We start from the raw sequence: 21,209 nt of genomic DNA, 5'->3' as shown, positions 1-21,209 counted from the left end.
TAAAAGAACCCGCCTTATAAAGCGGGTTCTGTCTGTCGCCTTACGGGGTTTTAACGCGCCAGCAGCGGCAACAGCGCTGGAAGCTGCGACAGCAGATAGAGAATCAGCCCGATAGTGCCGCCAACCAGCGTGCCGTTGATGCGGATAAACTGTAAATCCTTGCCGATATTCAGCTCAATCTGCTGTGACATATCGCGTGCGTCCCAGCTTTTCACGGTATCGCTGATATGGCGCGTGAGAAAAGCGGCGAACTCCGGCGCGACGCTGCGCGCGGCATCCTCAAGATGACGATTCATTGAGGCGCGCAGCGCATCGTCGCGCGCCAGGTTCTCGCCCAGCCACAGCGCCGCCTGACGCACCTTCTCCTGCACGCGTGAATCCTCGCTGTTGAGATCGATTTTTAGCCAGGCGCGCAGATCGTTCCACAGCTCGCCGATATAGCGGTTGAGCGAGGCGTCTTCTTTTATCCAGCGTTTAATCTCTTCGGCGCGCGCGGCCATCTCAGGATCGTGCTTTAGCTTGTCAATCAGCCGATCGACCGCGCGATTAAAGCCCAGGCGCAGCTCATGACCCTGATCGGCGGCCACGTCATCCAGCACCGAGTCCACCGCGTTAGCGACCAGCTCCGCACTGTGCTCGCCCAGCCATTCGGTGGGCAGCATTTTGGCTTTAATCGGGTGTTCGCGCTTCAGCCAGCGCACAATTTGCATGGCGATAAAATCGCGCGTGGCGGGCTTATGCAGCAGGCGCAGCAGCTGCTCTACCGCCGCATCCAGCAGCTCCTGATGTCGGTTGTTTTTCGTCAGGCTTTCCAGCAGCACGGCGCTGGTCTGCGAAAGATCGACCTTATCGATGGCGCGATGCACCGCCCGGCGCATAAAGGCCTGAATACGCGCGTCATCGGTGAAGTCGAGAAATCCGCGCATCACCTGCAACAGATGCCGTCCGATGCGATCGGCGTTGCCCGGCGCGTTAAGCCACTGCGCCAGCATCTGCGCCGGATCGTGACGGCGAATAAGCGCCAGCAGCGAGTCGGTATCGAGGAATTTTTCCTGAACGAAGCGGCCAAGGTTATCGCCGATACGGTCTTTATTGCGCGGAATAATCGCCGTATGCCGGGAGACGAAGGGGACCGGGACGCGGCGAAACAGCGCCACTACGGCGAACCAGTCAGCCAGCGCGCCGACCATCGCCGCTTCAGCAATCGCCTTCACGCCGCTGACCCAGAAGCCGGGCGGCAGAAAGAGCGTGACGATAAAAGTAGCGGCCGCCAGCAGCAGCAGCCCCAGCGCCAGACGTTTTGTCCGTTTAAGTTCGCGTAATTTATCCATTTACACAGCTTAGCAGAGGCGAAACCGCTGCGGGAATAACCTCAGCGACGACGCCCGCCCAGCAGGTTGCCGAGCACCCCGCGAATAATCTGGTTAGCGATCTGGCGCGTGGCGCTTTTCGCCACGCTCTGTACGATGCCGTCATGTTTGCCGCCGCGTGGACCGGTATGCCCGAACAGCGCGTCTTTCAGCCCGCCGAGAATACCGTTATCGACCTCGACCTGATTGCCTTTTGCCTGCGGCGCGCTGGCCTGCTCGCTGGCGCCTTTTACGCCCTGATGCAGCTTCTCATAGGCGGATTCACGGTCAATCTCCTCATCATATTTCCCTGCCAGCGGCGAGTGATTAATCAGGCCGTTGCGCTCATCAAGGCTGACCGGTCCCAGACGTGAACCGGGCGCGATCACCATAGCGCGCTCAACCACGGACGGGCTGCCTTTTTCATCCAGAAATGAAATCAGCGCTTCGCCGGTACCCAGCGCCTGAATGGCCTCGACGGTATTAATCGCGGGGTTGGCGCGCAGGGTTTCCGCGGCGCTCTTCACCGCTTTCTGATCCTTCGGCGTAAAGGCGCGCAGCGCGTGCTGCACGCGGTTGCCGAGCTGGCCGAGCACGCTGTCGGGCACGTCGGCGGGATTCTGGGTAACAAACCAGACGCCAACGCCTTTGGAGCGAATCAGACGGATCACCTGTTCAACTTTCTCCAGCAGCACCGGCGGCGCATCGTTAAACAGCAGGTGCGCCTCGTCAAAGAAGAACACCAGCTTCGGCTGCGCCAGATCGCCCGCCTCCGGCAGGTGTTCATACAGCTCTGACAGCAGCCACAGCAGGCTGGTGGCGTAAAGCTTCGGCTGCTGACAGAGCCTGTTCGCCGCCAGAATATTGATCACGCCTTTACCTGCGCTGTCGACGCGCATCAGGTCGCGAATATCCAGCATCGGCTCGCCAAAGAAGTGTTCCGCGCCTTGCTGCTCCAGCGCCAGCAGCCCGCGCTGAATGGCGCCGATCGAGGCGCTGTTGATATTGCCGTACTGGGTCTGAAAGCTTTTCGCGTTATCGCCGATATACTGCGTCATCGCGCGTAAATCTTTGAAATCCAGCAGCAGTAATCCCTGGTCATCAGCGACGCGAAAGATAATTTGCAGCACGCCGCTCTGAACCTCATTGAGATTAAGCTGGCGCGCCAGCAGCAGCGGGCCGAGATCGGAGACGGTGGCGCGCACCGGATGGCCCTGCTCGCCAAAAACATCCCACAGCACGACCGGGTTACGCTGCGGCTGCCAGTCGGTAACGCCGATTTTCGCCAGGCGCGCCAGCAGTTTCTCGCTGCCTTCGCCCTCTGCGGCGACGCCGGTCAGATCGCCTTTTACGTCTGCCATAAACACCGGAACGCCAATAGCCGAGAAGGATTCAGCCAGCTTTTGCAGCGTCACGGTTTTACCTGTACCGGTCGCGCCGGTAATCAGACCGTGGCGGTTGGCCATCGCAGGCAGCAGATGAAGCTTAACGTCGGGCGTCTGGGCAATAAGCAGCGGGGCAGTCATATTTACTCTCTCTGGCAAAGGATCTTGCCTCAAGGATAGCAAGCGGTGCGGGGATCGGTGAGAGGATTGCGCTGAAACGGCGCGACGATATAAGCCTTGTTGAAGTTGGCGCGCTGTAGGCTGACAGCGCGCCAGATGCATTACTTTTGCACTTCGTCCAGTAGCAGCATGCTTACGCCGATACCCTGCTTAACGTTGCTGAGGTTGTTACGTACCGCGACCTGCTGCGCGCCCTGCAAGATGGTGACAAACGGCGAGTTTTGCTGGAGTTCAGTCTGCAACCGGGTGTAAATCGCGCGACGCTGCGTCGCATCGCTTTCTCCTGCGGCCTTGCGCGTTTCGGCGCTCAGCTCAGGAATATCCCAGCCTACGCGCCAGGCCAGTGTTTTCGAACCGCCCGGCACGTTATAGGCGAAGGCGCTGGCGTTAGTATTAGGGTCGATATAGTCTGCGCCCCAGTAGATAAAGATGGACTGGAAATCGCGGCCGCGCATCTTGCTCCACAGCTCTGATTCCGCCACCGGCTGAATATCCAGATTCACATCCGCTTTGGCGAAGCTGGCCTGTAGTGCCTGCGCCACGTCGATATAGGGCGGCTGATTGACCACGGTCAGGGCGATATGCGCGCCCGGCGCAATACCGCCGCGCTTCAGAATCTCTTTTGCCTTTTCCACGTCGTAATGGAACGGGGTAGTATTTAGCGCGCCGTCGAAGCCGTCCGGTAAAAAGCTCTGATGGATGCGGTACTGACCTTTAAGCAGCTGGTTGGCGATGCTGTCGTAATCCACCAGCCAGCGCGCCGCCTGCCACAGCGCCGGATTGCCAAGCGCGGGTTGTTTCGCGTCTTTGGTATTAAAGCCGAGGTAGTAGACCAGGCTCGACGGAAAGGCGTCGATGCGCACATTCGCATCGCTCTTCAGGGCGGCAATCTGGTCCGGTCCCAGCTGATAGGCGACGTCCACATCGCCCTGCTGCACCAGCAGACGGCGCGTGCTGGCATCGGCGACGCCTTTCAGCAGAACGCGTTTCAGGTGCGGCTGCGGGCTGGCGTGCGGATTCGCTTCCAGCACCAGCGCCTGGAGCGGGACAAACTGTTTGATAGTGAAGGCGCCGCTACCCGCCGAATGGGTTTTCAGCCAGCCGTTGCCGGTGTCGCCGCCGCTGGCATGCTGAAGCGCGGTTTTACTGTCCACGATCGAACCGACCGGCGCGGTCAGCAGGCGCAGCGCCAGATCCTGACCGATTTGCGCCGGCCAGCGGATCTCCAGCTGGTGATCGTTCACCACCCTAAACTGACTATCCACATTGTCAGGCGTCCAGCCAAACTCGCCGAGAATAAAAGAGGGGGCTTTATTGAGCTTCACCGCACGCGTCAGCGAAAACACCACGTCCTGCGCCGTCACGGGATTGCCGCTGACGAAATGCGCATCGGGATTCAGGTTAAACGTCAGGCTGTGAGGCGTCGCGCCCTGCTGCCAGCTACGCGCCAGCAGCGGAGAGAGTTTTTGCGGATCGTCTTTATTGGGTTCTGCCAGCGTCTGGTAAACATTACGCTGGATGCTGTTGCTGACCGTCTCAAAACTTTCCGCCGGATCGAAACTGATAATGCCGTCGAGCGGCACGGCGATCACCAGCGTGTCTTTTGGCGTAGTGGCGTGTACTGCGGGCGCGAATGCCAGCGCGCCCAAAATCAAAAGCAAAATGCGACGCATAGGGGTTTATCCTGAGTGGTTGATAAACCTACTGTATCCGGAGTATCACCGAGTCAAAATGCCGCTTTGTTCTGAGCTTTGCATAAAAAAATCGTCTGAATCCGCTGCAATGCTAACCCGCTGCCGCGCGCTATCAGCAAATAATCTAATTTGTCTTTGCCCGGCGGTGAAATAAAGTTTCATTCAGCAACGATCACATTTCCGGCGTGCTCTTATTGCCGCGCTAAACAGATAAATATAGGGTTGCCGATGAGAATTATTCTCTTGTATGGAAGTATGATTTTTTTTAATTGATAATTTTATGAAACTGTCACTCGTCGCAAATAAAAAGCCGCTAACCCCCTCTTTTTTCGTCTTAAACACCGACAATTATAGGGTTTTAGGCGAAATTTCTGCTTTCAAAGCCTGTTACCTGCCTGCAACCATCCGCTAACACAATGATAATTTTTCACTAAAAAACATTTTTAATTCTATTTTTACATTTAGAAATATCTATATCCCTAATATTGCCGCGTTATTAACCGATAAGATTTGTGTTTAACAAATATATTACTTTTATAGCAAGTGAGAGTCGTGCGGCTATGCTTCTTGAAAAACCCACCACCAGACGAAAGTTTTTGCTCGGGTCTTTACTGGCATTGCCATTAAGTGATCTGGTTTTAAAAGGGCTGACTGCGGCGCAGGCAGCTGAAATGGCCGCGCCAGAGCTGGCCGACTATAAACCGGGCTTCTTCAGCGCGGACGAGTGGCAGTTTATTCTGGCCGCAACCGATCGCCTGATCCCGGCAGGCGGCAAAGGCAAAGCGCCGGGCGCGCTGGAAACCAACGTGCCGATTTTCATCGACCAGCAGCTGCAAACCAGCGAGTTCGGCGATGAAATCTATCTGCAAGGTCCGTTTAACGTGCATGCTGACGCCACTTTCGGCTATCAGATTCCGTTTACCCCGCAGCAGATGTACCACACCGCCATCAAGCTGGTGACGCAGTGGGTACAGACCACCTACAACAAGCCGTTCCAGCAGCTCACCCTGGAAGAGAAAGATGACGTGTTGACCAAACTCAACAAAAACGGCATCGATTTCGCCGCGCTGGGCGAACCTAATATGAAAGCGTCACAGTTCTTTAGCCAGCTGCTCTCTGATACCAAACACGGTTATCTCGCGGATCCGATGTACGGCGGCAACAAAGGCATGAAAGCCTGGATCGCCATCGGCTTCCCCGGCGCGCGCGCCAGCTTCACTGAATGGGTGAAGCAGCACAACGTGCCTTATCCGCTGGGACCGGTCAGCCTTTTGGGTGAGCGCGCTTAACGGCGTTGAATCAGGTATTTGAGACAGGATTATCATGGCACAGATTACTAAAAAAGAAGTCGACGTCGTCGTTTGCGGCCTCGGCTGGGCCGGCTCGCTGATGAGCATCGAACTGGCGCTGGCAGGTCTCGAAGTGCGCGCGTTAGAGCGCGGCGGCGAGCGTGATTACCCGGATTTCGCCTATCCGAAACCGGCTGATGAATACGCCTATAGCGTGCGTAACAAAGTTTTCGCCACGCCGAAAGAGGTGGCGGTCACCGTCCGTTATGACACCACCCAGACGGCGCTGCCGACCCGTAAATGGGGCGCGTTCGCACCGGGTACCGGCGTAGGCGGCGCAGGCATGCACTGGACGGCGGTTTTGATCCGTCCGACGCCTACCGACCTTAAGCTGAAAACCTATGTAGACGAAGCTTACAAACCGGGCATTCTTCAGGAAGATATGCGCGTGATGGACTTCCCGTTCACCTGGGATGAGATCGAGCCGTACTACTACAAGTTTGAGCTGATTTGCGGTCAGTCGGGCAACACCGGCAACCTGCGCGGTCAGATCCTCGAAGGCGGCGACCCGTTTGAAGGCCCACGCTCTGAGCCTTACCCGCTGCCTGCGCTGGATGACACGCTGAACAACGTGATGTTTAAAGAAGCGGCGACGAAGCTGGGCTATCATCCGTTCCCCAACCCGTCAGCCTGCGTATCGCGCGCGTGGAAAAACCCGTACGGCAACCAGATCGCGCCCTGTAACTACTGCGGCTACTGCTCGAAGTACCCATGCCTGAACTACTCCAAAGCGTCACCGCAGACCGCCGTGATGGATGCGCTGAAGCGTATGCCGAACTTCTCTTACGAAGTGCATGCGGAAGTCGTGAAAGTGGTGCTGCACGACGATAAAAAGACGGCGAAAGGCGTGATTTACTACGACGTAGACGGCAATGAAGTATTCCAGCCGGCGAAAATCGTCGTGCTCTCCAGCTTCCAGCTGTATAACGTGCGCCTGATGCTGCTCTCCGGCATCGGCAAGCCGTACAACCCGATCACTGAAGAGGGCGTGGTAGGGCGTAACTACGCCTTCCTGTCGAACGGCGGCGCGACTCTGTTCTTCAAGGACAAAAACTTCAACCCCTACGCGACTGCAGGCGCGACCGGTCAGATGTTCAATGACATCTCTCCAGGCAACTTCGACGGTCCGGGTCTCGGCTTCCTCGGCGGCGCGAAGATCCACAGCTCTCAGGCCACCGGTACGCCGATCGGCACCGCGCTGCCGAAAGGCACGCCGAGCTGGGGCATGGGTTATAAAGAGGGTCTGGAAGAGTGGTACGGCCACTCTATGAAGATCAGCATTACCACGACCTGCCAGTCGTACCGCGACGTGTATCTGGATCTCGATCCGAACTACACCGACCACCGCGGACAGCCGCTGCTGCGCATGACGTTTAACTGGAAACAGAACGAGCTGAAGCTGCAACAGTATCTGAAAGGCATCGTTGGCAATATCAGCAAAGAGCTGAATCCGGACAGCATGAGCATGAGCTTCCTGCCGATGGACGCCAACTTCGACCTGACCAAATACGTCTCTACCCACAACGTGGGCGGCGCGGTGATGGGCGACAACCCGAAAACCTCTGCGCTGAACAAGTATTTGCAGAGCTGGGACGTGCATAACGTGTTTGTACCGGGCGGCAACGCTTTCCCGCAGAACTTCCAGGCGAACCCGACCGACACCATCGGCGCGATTACCCTGATGGCGGCGCAGGCGATCAAGGAACAGTATCTGAAAAACCCCGGTCCACTGGTACAGGCATAAGCATATGAAACTGAAATCATTGTTACTCGCCAACGCCGTGCTGCTGGGATGCATGGCGACCCAGGCGCATGCGGAAGATGAGGCCCAGCTGATCAAGAAGGGCGAATACCTGTCGCGCCTCGGTGACTGTATGGCCTGCCACTCGCTTCCTGGCAAGCCGGACTACGCCGGCGGCCTGGCGATTGAGTCGAATCTCGGCACCATCTATTCGACCAATATCACGCCGGACAAAGAGCACGGCATCGGCAACTACAGCGAACAGCAGTTCTCTGACGCGGTGCGCAAAGGCGTGCTGCCGGATGGCTCGCGCCTCTATCCGGCGATGCCTTACCCGGATTACGCCAAAATCAGCGATGAAGATATGCATGCTCTGTATGTTTACTTCATGAAAGGCGTCAAGCCGAGCGCTGAGCAGCCGCCGGAAACCAGCCTTAGCTTCCCGTTCAGCCAGCGCTGGGGGATGCGTTTCTGGAACTGGGCGTTTACCAGCGACAAGCCGTTCCAGCCGATTGGCGGCGCGTCTGAAGAGATCAACCGCGGCGCCTACATCGTCGAGAGCCTCGGCCACTGCGGCAGCTGTCATACGCCGCGCGGCCTCGGTATGAACGAGAAAGCGCTAGACAGCAGCGATGCGAAGTTCCTGGCGGGCGGCAGCCTGAATAACTGGGACGTGCCGTCGCTGCGTGGTCTGCCGCGCTGGAGCGAGCAGGAGATCGTTGATTACCTGCAAACCGGACGCAACGACAAAGCCGCTGTCGGCGGCGAGATGAAATCGGTTATCGAACACAGCAGCTCGCATATGACCGATGCCGATCTTAAAGCCGTCGCCGCGTACCTGAAGTTCCTCGGCGGCAACCCACCGTTGCAGGCTTATAACGTACAGGCGCAGCAGGCGACCGAAGCGAAGCTGACGGCGGCGAAGAACCTCAGTGAAGGCGAGCGTCTCTATCTCGACAACTGCGCCGCATGCCACTTTGTCACCGGTAAGGGCGCGCCGGGGATCTTCCCGGAGCTGGATCAGGCGACGATCGTCAACGCTAAGGATCCGACCGGTTTGATCCATACCATCCTTGAAGGCGCGCAGCAGCCGTCGACGGAGAAAGCGCCGTCAACGCTGGCGATGCCGGGCTTCGGCAAGCGTCTGAGCGACGACGAAGTGGCGCAGCTTGCCACCTTTATTCGCCAGGGCTGGAGCAACAGCGCGCCGGCGGTGAGCAAGGATCAGGTTGCGGATGTGCGGAAGTCGCTGAAGCACGAAGAAAAGTAAAAGTGAAGGGCGCCGCGGCGCCCTTTTTTGTTGGCTGTTATGCGCAGACGCGGGTGACAAGGCCCGATCGCAAAGGCGCTTTACGCATCCTTGCCCGCTCGTCCCGCGCAATTACGCACCTCATCCCTGAGGTGCGCCCGTAAACGGGCCAACGCTTCGCGTTGTTCAAAAACGCTCCCGGCGTTTTTGTCCAGTCGCGGGACGCTTTGCTCTTCGGGCCATGTCACCCGCGTTTTGAGTTTGTTAGCCGTTTGACAGAACATTTTGACTGCCTGACGTGCGCTTTTCGACACCGGCCTTAATGGAAGTTATGTGCCACTTCCAGCACGCCGTTAATCACAAACTGCACCCCCATACAGACCAGCAAAAAGCCCATCAGGCGCGAAATCGCTTCAATACCGCTTTTCCCTACCAGTTTCATAATGCTGCCTGAGCTGCGCAGCGCGATCCACAGGATCACGGCGACGATCAGAAAGGTCAGCGGCGGGGCGACGGCGATCACCCAGGCAGGAAAGGTGACGCCGCTTTTTACCGTGGACGCCGAGCTGATAATCATCGCGATGGTGCCTGGCCCTGCGGTACTCGGCATCGCCAGCGGCACGAACGCGATATTGACCGGCTCCTGACGCGCATGGCTGCGGTCCAGCTCATCCTGCTTATGCTGCGCCTCGACCGAATGACCAATCGGCTGGGCGGGAAACAGCATGCGAAAGCCGATAAAGGCGACGATCAGGCCGCCCGCGATGCGCAAACCAGGAATCGAGATGCCGAAGGTGTTAAGCACCGCGTTGCCCGCGTACCAGGCCACCATCATGATGGCGAACACATAAGTAGAGGCCTGAAGCGCCTGGCGGTTGCGCTCGCTGCTATTCATCTCGCTCGCCAGCCCCAGGAAGAGCGCAACGGTGGTGAGCGGGTTAGCGAGCGGCAGCAGCACGATCAGCCCTAATCCAGTGGCTTCTAATAACGCCTGCATAAGCGTCCTCTGTATATGACCCGGCCGAAAGACTTAGTGTTTAGGACGCTCCATCGCTTCCAGCAGTTCCGGGAAGAAGTCTTCCAGCAGTTCTGGCGTCATCAGCTCAGGGTAGCGCATCAGGTGCTCGCGGATACGTTCGTTCAGTTCCGGGATCAGGCTCTGCGCCGCCGCGATACCGGTTATCTTTTTCTGCTTTACCAGGCGCAGCACGTCATCCGGCAGGCTGTCTTCATCATCGTCCTCTTCCACCTCTTCCAGCGCATCCAGATCGTCGAACATATCGAGCAGCGCTTCGATCTGCGGCGTGCGCGACACATACTCTTCAGGCTTTTCCTCTTCCAGATAGCGCAGCAGCGCACGCACCGGCGAACCATCCGGCGTGGCGGGCGGCGTCGATGTAAACCACTCCAGCAGCTGATGCGTGCTGACGCGATGGACGTGATAGCCGTTATCGACCAGCTCATCGGCAAGGATGTCGGCAGTGTCATGCTCAAGCAGGCAGAGATGGGTGCGGTTCGGCGTGAACTGTTCCAGCCACTGGTAGATCTCTTCAATAACCGCATCGTCATACTGAAAGTTTTTGCTCAGATAGCTGCCGTCTGGCTGATGCACCGTGGCAAAAATAAGATCGGGATCGAAGTAAATCGCAATGTTGATGCCTTTCATGCGCGCTGTCCTTTGTGGCTTAAAACCTTCACTATAGCGCTGTTAGTCTGGCGGGGAAATGCGGCCCGTGCAGGTTATAAGAGACTGATGTGGAATGGCTGACGGGGAAGAGAGGGCGCGGAGAGACTGGCGGGAAGAGGGACAGCTCCTCCCGACTCCGCGCCGTTGGCATTACACGCCGATATATTTTTTGCCCTGTTTGAGCACTACGTCACAGGCCTTGGTTTTCAGCTTCTCGCCCATCGGCGAGTTGCTCAGGCTTTGCAGGTTAAGCTGCTGACCGTTGCCGGTATTAAGCAGGCCGGCGATGCCCTGCTGGTAGTCGGTGTTTTGCGTCTGCGCCGTCTGGCTGCTCAGGCCGAGCTTATCCAGCACCTGCTCTTTCACCGACTTCACGTTGTTATCCACCACGTTATGCTGCACGCAGTACTGCATCACGCCTGCCGCATTGGTCATGCTGTTCGAGCTTACCGCTTTGTCGCCGCCGTTCAGCAGGCCGGTCAGCGTACCCAGAGACAGCCCGCCGTTCTGCGCTGTGCTGGTGGTTGTGCTGCTGTTGCTACTGTTCTGCTGACTGAGCTGCGATGCCGCACTGCTCAGCTGATCCTGCCAGCTTGCCGCCGATGCGCTGCCTGCTAACAGAAGCGCGCTGAACCCCATCCCTAAAAAAATACGTTGTGTCGCTTTATTCATCTCAACCTCGTTTATATTCGAACCGCGCGCTATGAGTTGCGCCGCTAGCTTTGCTAAGAGGAATCTGAGGGGGGAAAGTTCCGGCAGGGGAGAGTGACCGGGGCGGAATAGGAGGATTCTGTAGGGGAGGCGGCGAGCGTATCAGAAGAGAACTGGCGCGGGGCGGGGACTGATGTTTTTTTCGACGCTTAGCGCACAGACGCGGTGATTCCGGTTGCGCGCCAGGTGGGTAAGGGTATAATCCTCAACGTTTTCCGCATCCCTTCCGTGCCGGAGTGGCGAAATCGGTAGACGCAGTTGATTCAAAATCAACCGTAGAAATACGTGCCGGTTCGAGTCCGGCCTTCGGCACCATCGGAAAAGAGAGAGGTCGCTTATGGGCGGCTTTTTTTGTGTCTGGAATTTAGTATTTATTTACCTTTCTCGCTATTTTAACTCTCTCAAGATCAACCGACATCCATGTACATCTACCAACAGAGGTTGGTACAGATGATGGTATTTCCGGTTCGATAATGCTTGTACCAACAGGGAGGGGATAAGCATGGCTCTAACAGATATCAAAGTTAGAACAGCCAAGCCAACGGATAAGTAATACAAGGTTACTAATGACAACGGTATGCATCTTCTTGTCCACCCAAGTGGTTCTAAGTACTGGCATTTGCAGTACCGTTATGACGGCAAGCAAAAGATGTTGGCACTTGGGGTTTATCCTGAAATCACACTGGCGGAGGCCAGAGCACGTCGTGACGAAGCGCGTAAGCTGCTAGCGAATGGCGTCGATCCGGGAGAAATAAAGAAAAATGATAAGGTTGAGCAGGAACAAGCAAGTACTTTCGAACAGCTTGCTGTTGAGTGGCATGCCAAAAATAAAAAGTGGTCGGAAGAACATAGCCGACGAGTACTGAAAAGTCTGGAGGACAATCTTTTTTCAGCCATTGGCAAACGTAATATTGCCGAACTTAAAACACGGAATTTATTAGTCCCGATAAAAGTCGTATAGATTTCTGGACTTCTTGAAGTTGCATCACGGCTGCAACAGCGAACTGCGGCAATTATGCGTTATGCCATATAGAGCAGTTTGCTCGACTACAATCCCGCGCAGGAGATGGTTGGTGTCGTTGCTTCAAGTAACAGACAGCATCAAGCTGCTCTTGAATTGAAACGTATTCCCGAGCTTCTGCAACGAATTGATAGCTATACCGGTAGACCTTAACTCGCCTTGCCGTTGAGCTAACCCTGCTCGTCTTCATTCGTTCCAGTGAACTGCGTTTTGCCCGTTGGTCAGAGATCGATTTTGAAACATCTATGTGGACGATTCCAGCTGAGCGATAAGCAATTGAAGGGGTAAAGCACTCCCAGCGCGGCGCAAAAATGCGTACACCTCATTTGGTGCCGTTATCTCGTCAGGCGTTAGCAATCCGTAGACAGGTACACAGACTTAGTGGCGCTCGCGATTTTGTTTTCACTGGCGATCACAACCATCGTAAACCGATGAGTGAAAATATGGTGAATAAGGCGCTGCGCGTTATGGGTTATGACACTAAGGTAGAGGTTTGTGGGCATGGTTTCAGGACGATGGCATGTAGTTCATTGATAGAATCGGGATTGTGGTCGAGGGATGCGGTTGAACGGCAGATGAGTCATATGGAGCGTAACTCAGTACGTGCAGCTTACATTTATAAGGCTGAGCATCTTGATGAGCGGCGACTGATGCTGCAGTGGTGGGCTGATTTTTTTGATGCGAATCTTGAGAAGGCGGTGAGTCCGTTTGATTTTGCCAAATTAAACACGGAATGATTAGATGTATTGAAGGTATATGTCTGACATACCTTATTTTTTCTCTAACATAGCTTCTAATGGAGTTTTCTTTTTGATAATGAAATCTGTTGTTCAATGCCAAACACTCATATTGTAAGCTTGGTTCAAGTGATAGGTAGTTTTACACTGTCTCATCAGAAAAGCAGCATCTGAGGTTTAGCCATTCATTCAGATAGAAGCTTTCTTACTGTTACATCAAAGGCAGGAGCCATGACTAGTCGGCCACAGATGATTATTAATGTTCTTCAGGCTAATCCTGATGAGCAATTTACAGCCCGTCAGCTTGCCCAAAAAATCATTGATCACTATGGCGCAGAGCTTGCTGTAAAGCGTCAAAATCCTCGATTCGGCAGCGATGAAGATTTCTTGAGTCAAATAGCTGCTGAAGTCGGTGGGAGTAGAACCGTTCAGGCAAAAGCGATGTGTCCTCAGGTTATGACGCGTGACAAACCTCGACCCAGACTTTATTACTGGGGTAAGGAAATCGATAATGGCGTGCAACAAGAGTCATCTTTTGATATTGCTCCGACTCCGTCTGCTGAGACGGTAGCTTTTTCTGAGCATGCTCTTTATCCGCTTTTGATTGAGTACCTTTCTGAAGAAGAAGAGTTACTTTGCCGTCGTATCGATGAAAAGCGTTCAAGCAACAACAAAGGACTTGGCGCAAACCATTGGCTTTATCCGGATATTGTTGCTTTGCAGCCTCTCGATAAAGGTTGGGATAGCGTCGTGCAAAACTGCGTACGGTATAGCGAAGGGCGTTTAACCCGTCTATGGTCTTTTGAGGTAAAGCGTCAGCTTAACCGTAGCAATGTTCGAGAATGTTTCTTCCAGGCTGTGAGCAATTCAAGCTGGGCCCATTTTGGTTATCTCGTCGCGACTGAAATAAATGAAGATAAACAGCGTGGTGTAGAAAGAGAACTACAGATGTTGTGTGCATTGCATGGTATTGGCGTGATCCTTCTTAATCCGCAAGATCCCGGTAATAGCCAAACTCTGATTCCTGCACGAGAGCGAACAAGTGTTGATTGGCAATCCGTCAACCGCCTGGTGGTAGAGAACAAAGACTTTAAAGAGTTCATCGATCTGGTTTCCGATTATCACCAGACAGGAAAAATACACAAAGCGCTCTGGAATAGATAATCCGCTCTAATGTTTATTAATGGATATTAGAGTGGATTAAAAAAGTATAGATTAATGAAAAGCGAGTGTTTAGAGTGAGTGATATTTAAAAAGTCTGTCTGCGAATCGATGGAATAGTAAATATAATAAAGATGGGCGAGTAGGCGCTTACCAAATATTATAACAAATAAATCCATGCGGATAGATTGACTTATCTAAATTGTATTGGCTCAGATTTTACCTGACACAGCTATGGCACAGATCTAAACCTAATTTGACAGGCAGCTCTGTGTCAGGAGCGGACCTTGCAAAATGGGGTTCTTTCAATCAAAACGTAACGTCACAACCAGCCGACGCTTTCTCGCCATTTATAATTAGTAACTTTATCATTTTCTTTTATTTTTTTAGAGATAGAGCGAGGCTCTCTTCCTAGATACTCAGATATTTCTGTCGGGGATAAATCAAAATCAACAAGCATGACTCTAAGTTTTTCCATTTCCTTTAAAGTCCATGGCTTGCCATAATTTTCATAAAGAGAAACCTTATGCTCCCTGATAGTTCTCTTTCTCTGAGCTTCACTTTCCCTCTGAAAAATCTCGCATTTAAACTGTGAACGGAACTCTTTAAAGAAATTTTCATCAGTTTTTTTGTTATACAGATTGCTAAAAATAAGTTGGGATGCCGGGTTTAAATCAGGCGTGTCAATAATAAAAGCCTTGACCTTTTCCATATGGGGATATTCAATTTTACCCAATATGCTTAGTTGTTTTATATTAAAAAAACCTCTCAAATCAAAAGATTTAATGAGCTTTAATTGGATTACACTTTCAATCCTGCTTGCATTTGAATAACAGTAAGTTGCCATTGGAAGAGCCCATACTACCAGTTGAGGAATATATTTTTCTAATGCAATTCTCTGCCAGTCAGTATCAAAGGTTTGGCTTTTTGCTAGCATGTTTTTCGGCAAATCAGAATGCAATGTTGTAGATGCCCATATCTTATAATCCTTCGCCAAGGCTTGATAGTATTTTGTGTGGTTATGAATTTTATAAGCTGACATGAAGCGATACACGTCGTCATCGTGACCCGCGTCGTAAATTGTTCGGTTTCCTCTTAGGTAACCGTCGTAATGTTCGTTTATTCTTCTACCTACATTACAACTTACCCCAACATAAACCACACGATTGAAAAGTCCTTTATGTACAATAAGATAAACTCCGCTACAGCCAGATTTCCTGGCCTCTGATATAGAACCTAAAAATTTCCATTCCATAATTTAATCCATGATTATTGCTACTTTTTTGGTTTATCATTATTTTCGTAAAATTTCAATAGGTTAATCCCAAATGTAGGGCAAAGACTTATATAATTATACTTATCATTGTTAGCGATTATATAGTGTAGTAGCGCAATGTATTTGAACGTGCATGTGGAGAAAATATATCTTTGTTGGTTAACATGACTTGCTCCCTGTTGGTTCACACAGAATGCTGTCAGCAATTTCCGTTCCTCGCTCACTACGGACCTTTAGAACGATGGGCGGGTCTGAACTACTCCCCGTTGATTAATACACCGTGATGTTAGTAATGTCTTCATAAGCCACATGAGGATATCCCCATGAAGAAGCGTTTTTCCGACGAACCCATCCATCCGATCGTATCTGGTAGGGACTATATGAGTGACTTACATGATTTCGAAAAACAGGTAATGGACTGGTATGAAAATAACTGGAACGGCCGAGTATTACCTTTTTTCAAAAAACCAGCACTGACTATAGAGACAAGCCTCTCCACAGGAAAATACCCTTGGGCAAACGAGGATGCTATAGAGATAGTTGATGACTATTTTAGACGCTTCAATGTAGACAGAAAAAATTTCTCATTCGTTAAATACTGGCCTAATGAAGAAGCCATTCCTCCCTTGAATTTCTTACGTTCTCAAGAGCACAAATGGCGTTGGGTTAAGCCTGAGCCGCTTACATTAAAAATGCTCGCAGAATCAGCAAAAGCGGGTTGCTGGTTATATGACTAAATGAGAAGGGTGAAGATGCTTTTCGTAGAGTGGGACATCTTCAGTAAAACCTGTTATTAAGATGAGACTAATTGTTTAGCCTTAAAACTCGCGAGAAAGCGTCATATACCCATTAAAACGAACCGAACACTCATCATCATTAAGCAGGCTGGATGCTATAAAAACATCTCTGTTACCTTTAATATCCTTAAAAGTATATTTTGCAGTAATGTTCTTCACCCTATGATTGTAATAGATATCAAAATACTCTTCTTTGCTCAGCCAGTGCTCTGCTTGTTCATTATAATCTGCATTCGCCATTTGCTCAGCAAACAATTTTGACACCGGTGATATGTCTATCACTTCAACGGTGGTATTCTTTTCTACCAGCATGGCGCGATCAATATGCAAATCGCGCGCAATCGCATCGGTCAAATCTATGTACATAAGTGTGCCAGCTTTTGCGCAGCCTGCATCAATGTCAGACGACGATAAGGCGGGTAATGCGAAGAGATAAAGGGCAAAAAATCTTTTCATAAGGCTACTCTACCGTCAGTGAATGGTTGCTGCTGGCGGATATAATATTCCTGTGTTTTAGCGCCGTAACTATCCAGCCATCAGAGGCTTCGCTTGCTATCACTGTGACATCAAGCTGTCGCGTTCGTGCATTTGGTAAGAGGGCAAAGGCGTAAGCCGCCACCGATATAATGCCAGGTGATCTTCTCATAGCATAGGGAAAGCGCATCAAGGTGATTATGCCTTACAAAGGCAGTATCTTTTACATTGAAAATAAATGACTCAATACCTTTGATGCGCACCTTTTTTAAGGCAATACGAAACTACTAAAACTCCTGGTCATTATGGTCGTTTTTGTAGAATCTTGATTCCGCTTTCTGATAACTCATTAGGCAAGCAGTAGATAGAGGTACATTCATCTAATTTCCTTTTAATTACTATACAGTAGGGCGCTCGTTCCAGGAATCAGTGTACTGAATGTTTCCATCTACAATGCGCCATGTAATCTTTTCATACTGCAAGCTGACACTCTCGACATGATTCATCTTATCGTTACCTGCTAACTTGACATTAGGTACGCCACAGTTAACACCCATGATTTTTACTTTTTCCATCAAAACTGTGTAGTAACAAACCTCCTGTCCCGCGTCGTTTATATGGTAGAAACGAATTTCGGCGCTTTTAAGGGTTTGGCCTGTAGCGGCAGCTTTATAGAGGTACGGTGTAGAACTATCAACTTCTTTTTCAATCATCATGGATGAATGCTGGCGTGTGCCAGTGATCTTACCTTTGGCACTGTCTACAGGGAGATTAATGCCATGACTAAGCCCAATGATCTCTATGCTTCCTTCACGATCCTGAACGTCTACAGAACCTTTGATGTCTGCGCCACCATCGTCTTTGAGCCACATATATGGAGGGATTGGCATTTTATTTTCTCCTTATCTTGAGGAATAATCTTATCGCTATTAAATAAATAAGAGTGGTTATCATTAATGCTGAGATAACATCCAGATAAAAGTAAGCGTCTGAAACTGACTCGGCATTTATATCACCGCTAATTATTTCAGCTACTTTGTGTGCAAGATCGTGATTAACATAAACCTCAGGATTGCCAAGTGAGCGAGCAACGATATACATAATTACTATAAAAAATAACGTTTTAGCAATTCTACGGGCAAGTATTTGAGCCATTAGCCACTACCTCAACCCATCCGTGAGCCATAAGAGAACGCATACAGGGAACGCGCATAAGGGAAGTGTTCATAAGCGCGTTACGTATCATTGCAAAATCGGAGTTATGAGCAATCGTTATGCAGCCTTCAGATACCGTGCCCGGATGAAGCCTGAATAATCCGCGATGAACACCATCTATCCAAGTGCCGTCATCAATGCTCCAGTCATCTTTATATAGAGCAAACCATTCATCACGTCCGAATTCTGCTCCATGATAGAATTTGTTAAAGGCGTCTTGAATTCCAGTCTTTGCCTTTTAGAAAAAACCACCAGAGCCGCGCTCAACAATCCAATACTTTCCAGGAGGCAAAGGACCATCACCTTTAATAGCGCTGCAAGCACTTTTGTTCCGGTAAGCGCCATTACCAGAAAAAGCCATAAATACACCAACGCCGTATAGGTTAAAAGGCGCATAGTCAGCGCCATTCAGAATCATCTTTCCATGTAATGCCATAATCCATTTATATCCTTTTATTAATTAAGCTGAAAAGTAAGCCCTATATCAGCGCATCCATTTGCCAGAAGTTTTTAGTGTAAAAAGTTTATATGTGTTTTCAGCTATACATAGAAGTGAAGTTCATGGTATTGCTGGTGTCATCTAGCGAATGAAGCAAGATTCTAATGCGAGCGCTGCAATCATTTATAACTAAAAATACGCGCGCATGAATATACTAAAAGGTATATTTGCTAAAAATCCTAACGCTACACTTCAGTGTTATTTCATTTTTGATAAATATCAAAGTAATATAACTTTATGGCTACAAGGTAAGCCAGAATGTGACTGCAATCACAAGGGGTGATGTATTAATTAACTGGCTGATTTAAAGTATCCCGATTAATGTATTGTGTTATCTGCACCTTTACAAATAGACGCAACATAAAAATAAAATTTAAACCGCAGTCAATTTCCCAATCCCAAATCTCTTTCCCGCATACCCTTTCCCCAACTTCTTCTAAAAACCCCTTGCGATAACATATAGCGCTTCACTATTTCCCGATGCGCTTTATTAGTGCGAGGGTAGCTCCGGGCATCCTCTCTGGAAAACGCATAATGACCTGGACAAGCTTACCGGTGCTGGATCTGGCGCAACTGGCCGGCAGCGAAACCGAACAAACCGAGTTCTTAACCCGCCTGCGCGAAAGCGCACGCGACGTGGGCTTTTTCTACCTCATCAACCACGGTATCAGCGATCAGCTCCAGCGGAACGTGCAGAGTCTCGCGCGCGCCTTTTTCGACCTGCCGCAGCAAGAGAAGCTGCGCGTCTCAATGATCCATTCGCCGCACTTCCGCGGCTATAACCTGGCGGGCGTGGAGTACACCCGCGAGCAGCGGGATCAGCGCGAACAGTTCGACATCGGCGCCGATCGCGACGCGCTGCTGCTGCAACCGGGCGATCCGGCGTGGAAGCGCCTTCAGGGACCAAACCTGTGGCCAGAGGCGCTGCCGCAGCTGCGTCCGGTGATCAACGCCTGGCAGCAGGAGATGACCGCTGTGGCGCTGCGTCTGCTGCGCGCCTTTGCCCGCTCGCTGTCGCTGCCGGAAGATGCTTTCGATGCGCTCTATGGCCGTTATCCCAACGAACACGTCAAGCTGATTCGCTATCCGGGTCAGGCTGCCGATGAGAGCCAGCAGGGCGTCGGCGCGCACAAAGACTCCGGCTTCCTGACCTTTTTGCTTCAGGACGAACAGCGCGGATTACAGGTTGAGGTGACGCCGGATAACTGGGTTGATGCTGCGCCGATACCGGGCGCGTTCGTGGTGAATATCGGCGAACTGCTGGAGCTGGCGACCAACGGCTATCTGCGCGCCACCGTTCACCGGGTGCTGTCACCGCCGAAAGGGCAGGAGCGCCTCTCCATTGCCTTTTTCCTTGGCGCGCAGCTGGATACCCAGGTGCCTGTCTACCAGCTGCCCGACGCGCTGGCGGCAGAAGCGCTCGGCCCAACCAGCGATCCCACGAACCCGCTGCTGCGCGACGTGGGCTGGAACTACCTCAAAGGACGTTTACGCTCGCACCGCGATGTGGCGCAGCGCTATTACGGCGATTATTTGCAGACGACTTCAAAGGACACGGCATGAAAAAGAAGACAATAGCGACACTGGCGCTGGCGGCGCTGTTCTCTGGCTACAGCTCGGCGGCGGTGCTGCGCGTCGCGGCGGATCCGGTGCCGCACAGCGAGATCCTTAACTACGTGAAGAAGATCGATCCCAAACTCGATCTTCAGGTGATCGAGCTGAACGGCAACCTCAACGCCAACGAGCTACTGGCGCGCGGTGATGTGGATGCCAATTACTTCCAGCACGTGCCCTACCTGCGCGATCAGGAAAAAGCGCTGGGCGAGAAGTTTGACGTGGCGGCAACGGTGCATATCGAACCGCTTGGCCTTTACTCGCACAAAGTCAAATCACTGCAAGAGATACCTGACGGCGCGCAGGTGGCGGTGCCTAACAACGTTACCAACCTGAGCCGCGCCCTCTATCTGTTGCAGGCTAACGGGCTGATCACGCTGAAAGCGGGTAAAAACGACGCCATCAATAATCTGGCGACGCCGGCGGACATCAGCAGCAACCCGCACCATCTGAAGATCGTTGAGATCGAGTCGCCGCAGCTGCCGCGCGCGCTGGATGACGTAGACTTCGCGGTCATTAACGGCAACTATGCGCTGCAAGCGGGCCTGACGCCGTCGAAAGATGCGCTGGCGCTGGAGAAAGCGCAGGGCAATCCTTACGCCAACGTGCTGGTGACCACGCCGAAACTCGCTAACGATCCGCGTATCAAAGAGCTGGCGAAAGACCTTGCCTCGCCGCAGGTGGCGAAGTTTATCGAACAGCAGTACCACGGCTCGGTGATCCCGGTAACTCCCTGACCGGATGGCGTTGATGCGGGGCAGGGCGCGCCCCGCATCGCGCTGTGCCGGATAGTGCGCTATGCGTCTGCAACGCTTCGCGGATTGCAGACGCCTGGCTTTAACGGTGTGGAATTTTGGGCGGCGAAACTTCTGTCCAGTCGGGCCGCTCGCCAGACATCACCGCCTGCTGCTGAGAGGGCGTCATCGGCTGGAAAATATCCGGCATGGTGCATGCTGAGGCTACCGGTGCGCTGCCTGGCTCGCGGTTACCGAAACTACAGGCGGAGAGGAGAGAGGTTATTAACGTTAGCATCAGAAAAATTCTCATGATTTCTTTTCCCGGTTATAAAC

18 protein-coding genes, 1 tRNA gene and 2 pseudogenes are annotated in these 21,209 nt (G+C 52.2%); 9 read left to right on the top strand and 12 right to left on the bottom strand.

The window, feature by feature from the left end; translation table 11 throughout:
- Window positions 1-50: 50 nt before the first annotated feature.
- The 3 genes from BBB56_RS01225 to BBB56_RS01215 all read right to left on the bottom strand — a co-directional run bounded on the left by BBB56_RS01225 (window position 51) and on the right by BBB56_RS01215 (window position 4,587).
- Window positions 51-1,331: a DUF445 domain-containing protein gene (locus tag BBB56_RS01225; RefSeq protein ID WP_123798119.1), complete on the bottom strand. Its 1,281-nt coding sequence runs from the start codon at window positions 1,329-1,331 to the stop codon at window positions 51-53.
- 41 nt (window positions 1,332-1,372) lie between these two features.
- Window positions 1,373-2,875 carry a helicase HerA-like C-terminal domain-containing protein gene (locus BBB56_RS01220; RefSeq protein ID WP_123798118.1) on the bottom strand — a complete coding sequence of 501 codons (1,503 nt, stop codon included), beginning with the start codon at window positions 2,873-2,875 and terminating at the stop codon, window positions 1,373-1,375.
- A gap of 140 nt (window positions 2,876-3,015) precedes the next feature.
- Window positions 3,016-4,587 (bottom strand): ABC transporter substrate-binding protein, encoded by a 1,572-nt coding sequence (locus tag BBB56_RS01215; RefSeq protein WP_123798117.1) that lies wholly within the window; start codon window positions 4,585-4,587, stop codon window positions 3,016-3,018.
- A 581-nt stretch (window positions 4,588-5,168) separates the two neighbouring features.
- Between BBB56_RS01215 and BBB56_RS01210 the strand changes: the two genes are divergently transcribed.
- Genes BBB56_RS01210 through BBB56_RS01200 form a run of 3 tightly spaced genes read left to right on the top strand, consistent with a single transcriptional unit; the run spans window position 5,169 to window position 8,968 of the window.
- Entirely contained in the window at window positions 5,169-5,897 is a 729-nt protein-coding gene (locus BBB56_RS01210) for a gluconate 2-dehydrogenase subunit 3 family protein (RefSeq protein ID WP_123798116.1), read from the top strand.
- 34 nt (window positions 5,898-5,931) lie between these two features.
- Window positions 5,932-7,701, top strand: a complete 1,770-nt coding sequence (locus BBB56_RS01205; RefSeq protein WP_123798115.1) for a GMC family oxidoreductase — start codon at window positions 5,932-5,934, stop codon at window positions 7,699-7,701.
- A gap of 4 nt (window positions 7,702-7,705) precedes the next feature.
- On the top strand, window positions 7,706-8,968 hold the full coding sequence (locus BBB56_RS01200; protein ID WP_123798114.1) for a c-type cytochrome: 1,263 nt from the start codon (window positions 7,706-7,708) through the stop codon (window positions 8,966-8,968).
- A 298-nt stretch (window positions 8,969-9,266) separates the two neighbouring features.
- Here BBB56_RS01200 and BBB56_RS01190 read toward each other — a convergent pair whose 3' ends face one another.
- The 3 genes from BBB56_RS01190 to BBB56_RS01180 form a co-directional block, all read right to left on the bottom strand.
- Window positions 9,267-9,944, bottom strand: a complete 678-nt coding sequence (locus tag BBB56_RS01190) for a MarC family NAAT transporter (protein ID WP_123798112.1) — start codon at window positions 9,942-9,944, stop codon at window positions 9,267-9,269.
- A gap of 33 nt (window positions 9,945-9,977) precedes the next feature.
- On the bottom strand, window positions 9,978-10,613 hold the full coding sequence (locus BBB56_RS01185) for a hypothetical protein (RefSeq protein ID WP_123798111.1): 636 nt from the start codon (window positions 10,611-10,613) through the stop codon (window positions 9,978-9,980).
- A gap of 171 nt (window positions 10,614-10,784) precedes the next feature.
- Window positions 10,785-11,306: a YjjA family protein gene (locus tag BBB56_RS01180; protein ID WP_123798110.1), complete on the bottom strand. Its 522-nt coding sequence runs from the start codon at window positions 11,304-11,306 to the stop codon at window positions 10,785-10,787.
- A gap of 269 nt (window positions 11,307-11,575) precedes the next feature.
- Between BBB56_RS01180 and BBB56_RS01175 the strand changes: the two genes are divergently transcribed.
- The 3 genes and pseudogenes from BBB56_RS01175 (at window position 11,576) to BBB56_RS01160 (ending at window position 14,267) form a co-directional block, all read left to right on the top strand.
- Window positions 11,576-11,660, top strand: a tRNA-Leu gene (locus tag BBB56_RS01175).
- A gap of 187 nt (window positions 11,661-11,847) precedes the next feature.
- Window positions 11,848-13,103, top strand: a pseudogene (locus BBB56_RS23685) (tyrosine-type recombinase/integrase).
- 231 nt (window positions 13,104-13,334) lie between these two features.
- Window positions 13,335-14,267, top strand: a complete 933-nt coding sequence (locus tag BBB56_RS01160; RefSeq protein ID WP_123798108.1) for a COG2958 family protein — start codon at window positions 13,335-13,337, stop codon at window positions 14,265-14,267.
- Window positions 14,268-14,586: 319 nt separating this feature from the next.
- Here the strand turns inward: BBB56_RS01160 and BBB56_RS01155 are convergent, their stop codons facing one another.
- Window positions 14,587-15,519: a GIY-YIG nuclease family protein gene (locus tag BBB56_RS01155; protein ID WP_199756180.1), complete on the bottom strand. Its 933-nt coding sequence runs from the start codon at window positions 15,517-15,519 to the stop codon at window positions 14,587-14,589.
- A 344-nt stretch (window positions 15,520-15,863) separates the two neighbouring features.
- Here BBB56_RS01155 and BBB56_RS01150 point away from each other — a divergent pair, with 344 nt between their 5' ends.
- The gene (locus BBB56_RS01150; RefSeq protein WP_233592967.1) at window positions 15,864-16,277 is read left to right on the top strand and encodes a DUF1493 family protein; all 414 of its coding nucleotides are present in this window, start codon (window positions 15,864-15,866) and stop codon (window positions 16,275-16,277) included.
- 81 nt (window positions 16,278-16,358) lie between these two features.
- Here BBB56_RS01150 and BBB56_RS01145 read toward each other — a convergent pair whose 3' ends face one another.
- The 4 genes and pseudogenes from BBB56_RS01145 to BBB56_RS01130 all read right to left on the bottom strand — a co-directional run bounded on the left by BBB56_RS01145 (window position 16,359) and on the right by BBB56_RS01130 (window position 18,462).
- A complete protein-coding gene (locus BBB56_RS01145) occupies window positions 16,359-16,793 on the bottom strand; it encodes a Shiga toxin A subunit (protein ID WP_123798106.1) in 435 nt (144 codons plus the stop codon).
- A gap of 416 nt (window positions 16,794-17,209) precedes the next feature.
- On the bottom strand, window positions 17,210-17,701 hold the full coding sequence (locus BBB56_RS01140) for an Hcp family type VI secretion system effector (RefSeq protein WP_123798105.1): 492 nt from the start codon (window positions 17,699-17,701) through the stop codon (window positions 17,210-17,212).
- A gap of 1 nt (window position 17,702) precedes the next feature.
- Window positions 17,703-17,966, bottom strand: a complete 264-nt coding sequence (locus BBB56_RS01135) for a hypothetical protein (RefSeq protein WP_233592966.1) — start codon at window positions 17,964-17,966, stop codon at window positions 17,703-17,705.
- Window positions 17,944-18,462, bottom strand: a pseudogene (locus tag BBB56_RS01130) (DUF2778 domain-containing protein). The gene BBB56_RS01135 and the pseudogene BBB56_RS01130 overlap by 23 nt, the downstream one beginning before the upstream one ends.
- Before the next feature lie 597 nt (window positions 18,463-19,059).
- Between BBB56_RS01130 and BBB56_RS01125 the strand changes: the two are divergent.
- Together BBB56_RS01125 and BBB56_RS01120 are read left to right on the top strand one after the other, a co-directional pair.
- Window positions 19,060-20,088: an isopenicillin N synthase family dioxygenase gene (locus tag BBB56_RS01125; protein WP_123798104.1), complete on the top strand. Its 1,029-nt coding sequence runs from the start codon at window positions 19,060-19,062 to the stop codon at window positions 20,086-20,088.
- Complete coding sequence (locus BBB56_RS01120) at window positions 20,085-20,876, top strand: MetQ/NlpA family ABC transporter substrate-binding protein (protein ID WP_123798103.1); 792 nt, start codon at window positions 20,085-20,087, stop codon at window positions 20,874-20,876. Before BBB56_RS01125 ends, BBB56_RS01120 begins: the two co-directional genes overlap by 4 nt.
- 100 nt (window positions 20,877-20,976) lie before the next feature.
- Here the strand turns inward: BBB56_RS01120 and BBB56_RS01115 are convergent, their stop codons facing one another.
- Window positions 20,977-21,171, bottom strand: a complete 195-nt coding sequence (locus BBB56_RS01115) for a hypothetical protein (RefSeq protein ID WP_123798102.1) — start codon at window positions 21,169-21,171, stop codon at window positions 20,977-20,979.
- Window positions 21,172-21,209 lie beyond the last annotated feature (38 nt).

The sequence above is a fragment of the Candidatus Pantoea deserta genome (assembly GCF_003813865.1).
Taxonomy (GTDB): Bacteria; Pseudomonadota; Gammaproteobacteria; order Enterobacterales; family Enterobacteriaceae; genus Pantoea; species Pantoea deserta.
The sequence above is the reverse complement of the archived record's forward strand: the minus strand, read 5'-3'. Positions and strand labels throughout refer to the sequence as shown.

Coding starts and splice junctions, on each gene's coding strand:
- BBB56_RS01160 (WP_123798108.1), top strand. CDS start 13,335: ATGACTAGTCGGCCACAGATGATTATTAATGTTCTTCAGGCTAATCCT.
- BBB56_RS01150 (WP_233592967.1), top strand. CDS start 15,864: ATGAAGAAGCGTTTTTCCGACGAACCCATCCATCCGATCGTATCTGGT.
- BBB56_RS01210 (WP_123798116.1), top strand. CDS start 5,169: ATGCTTCTTGAAAAACCCACCACCAGACGAAAGTTTTTGCTCGGGTCT.
- BBB56_RS01185 (WP_123798111.1), bottom strand. CDS start 10,613: ATGAAAGGCATCAACATTGCGATTTACTTCGATCCCGATCTTATTTTT.
- BBB56_RS01180 (WP_123798110.1), bottom strand. CDS start 11,306: ATGAATAAAGCGACACAACGTATTTTTTTAGGGATGGGGTTCAGCGCG.
- BBB56_RS01220 (WP_123798118.1), bottom strand. CDS start 2,875: ATGACTGCCCCGCTGCTTATTGCCCAGACGCCCGACGTTAAGCTTCAT.
- BBB56_RS01190 (WP_123798112.1), bottom strand. CDS start 9,944: ATGCAGGCGTTATTAGAAGCCACTGGATTAGGGCTGATCGTGCTGCTG.
- BBB56_RS01145 (WP_123798106.1), bottom strand. CDS start 16,793: ATGAAAAGATTTTTTGCCCTTTATCTCTTCGCATTACCCGCCTTATCG.
- BBB56_RS01125 (WP_123798104.1), top strand. CDS start 19,060: ATGACCTGGACAAGCTTACCGGTGCTGGATCTGGCGCAACTGGCCGGC.
- BBB56_RS01155 (WP_199756180.1), bottom strand. CDS start 15,519: ATGGAATGGAAATTTTTAGGTTCTATATCAGAGGCCAGGAAATCTGGC.
- BBB56_RS01135 (WP_233592966.1), bottom strand. CDS start 17,966: ATGGCTCAAATACTTGCCCGTAGAATTGCTAAAACGTTATTTTTTATA.
- BBB56_RS01115 (WP_123798102.1), bottom strand. CDS start 21,171: ATGCTAACGTTAATAACCTCTCTCCTCTCCGCCTGTAGTTTCGGTAAC.
- BBB56_RS01225 (WP_123798119.1), bottom strand. CDS start 1,331: ATGGATAAATTACGCGAACTTAAACGGACAAAACGTCTGGCGCTGGGG.
- BBB56_RS01120 (WP_123798103.1), top strand. CDS start 20,085: ATGAAAAAGAAGACAATAGCGACACTGGCGCTGGCGGCGCTGTTCTCT.
- BBB56_RS01205 (WP_123798115.1), top strand. CDS start 5,932: ATGGCACAGATTACTAAAAAAGAAGTCGACGTCGTCGTTTGCGGCCTC.
- BBB56_RS01215 (WP_123798117.1), bottom strand. CDS start 4,587: ATGCGTCGCATTTTGCTTTTGATTTTGGGCGCGCTGGCATTCGCGCCC.
- BBB56_RS01200 (WP_123798114.1), top strand. CDS start 7,706: ATGAAACTGAAATCATTGTTACTCGCCAACGCCGTGCTGCTGGGATGC.
- BBB56_RS01140 (WP_123798105.1), bottom strand. CDS start 17,701: ATGCCAATCCCTCCATATATGTGGCTCAAAGACGATGGTGGCGCAGAC.